Source organism: Mesorhizobium sp. M6A.T.Cr.TU.014.01.1.1 (assembly GCF_004022765.1).
GTDB classification, from domain to species: domain Bacteria; phylum Pseudomonadota; class Alphaproteobacteria; order Rhizobiales; family Rhizobiaceae; genus Mesorhizobium; species Mesorhizobium mediterraneum.
Genome location: NZ_RZPG01000074.1, coordinates 1 through 795 on the forward strand (window position 1 = coordinate 1; position 795 = coordinate 795).

The following is a 795-nucleotide window of genomic DNA, read 5'->3' on the forward strand; positions in this document are numbered from 1 at the left end:
CAAGCAGCTAGATACGACAGGTGACCTCAAATGAGGCGTCTTGCATGGCTTCTACACCTGCCTGAATGCCAGAACTGCGTTCGTACCGCCCATGGCGAAGGCGTTGCTCATGGCGACGCGCACCTTGCGCTCGCGCGGCACATTGGGTGTGATGTCGAGGTCGCAAGCGGGATCTGGCTCGCGATAGTTGGCGGTCGGCGGCACGACGTCCTCTTGGATTGCCATCACGCAGGCGATCATTTCAAGCGCGCTCGCTGCGCCGAGGCAATGCGCGTGCGTGGACTTGGTGGAAGAGATGGACATCGAATAAGCGTGGTTTCCAAACACACGCTTGATCGCCGCCGTTTCAGTCTGATCATTGCTCTTGGTACCGGTGCCGTGCGCGTTGAGGTAGTCGACGTCCTCGGCATTCAGCCCGGCATCGGCAAGGCAGGCGCGCATCGCCGACGCTGGCCCCTCGACAGATGGCGCGGCGATGTGAAAGGCATCGGCGGAAAGGCCGACGCCGGCGATCTCGGCAAGAATTGTGGCACCACGCCTCGTGGCATGCTCGTAGCTTTCCAGCACGGCCATGCCCGCACCCTCGCCCAGCACCAGGCCCTTCCTATCGGCGGAGAAGGGCCGGCAGGTATCGGGTGAAAGCACGCGCATTGCTTCCCATGCTTTCAGCACGCCCCATGCGAACGGCGCGTCGCTGCCCCCGGAAACCATTACGTCGGCCCGGCCCAGCTTGATCTGATCCACCGCCGAGGCGATCGCATGGTTGGCCGAGGCACATGCGGAGGTCACCCCGAA

The 795-nt window shown here is 63.1% G+C and carries 1 protein-coding gene; it reads right to left on the minus strand.

All coding sequences use genetic code 11. The features are described from left to right. Positions 1-51: 51 nt before the first annotated feature. The coding region (locus tag EN885_RS33010) for a beta-ketoacyl-[acyl-carrier-protein] synthase family protein (RefSeq protein WP_135914604.1) at positions 52-795 on the minus strand (744 nt) is incomplete at its 5' end.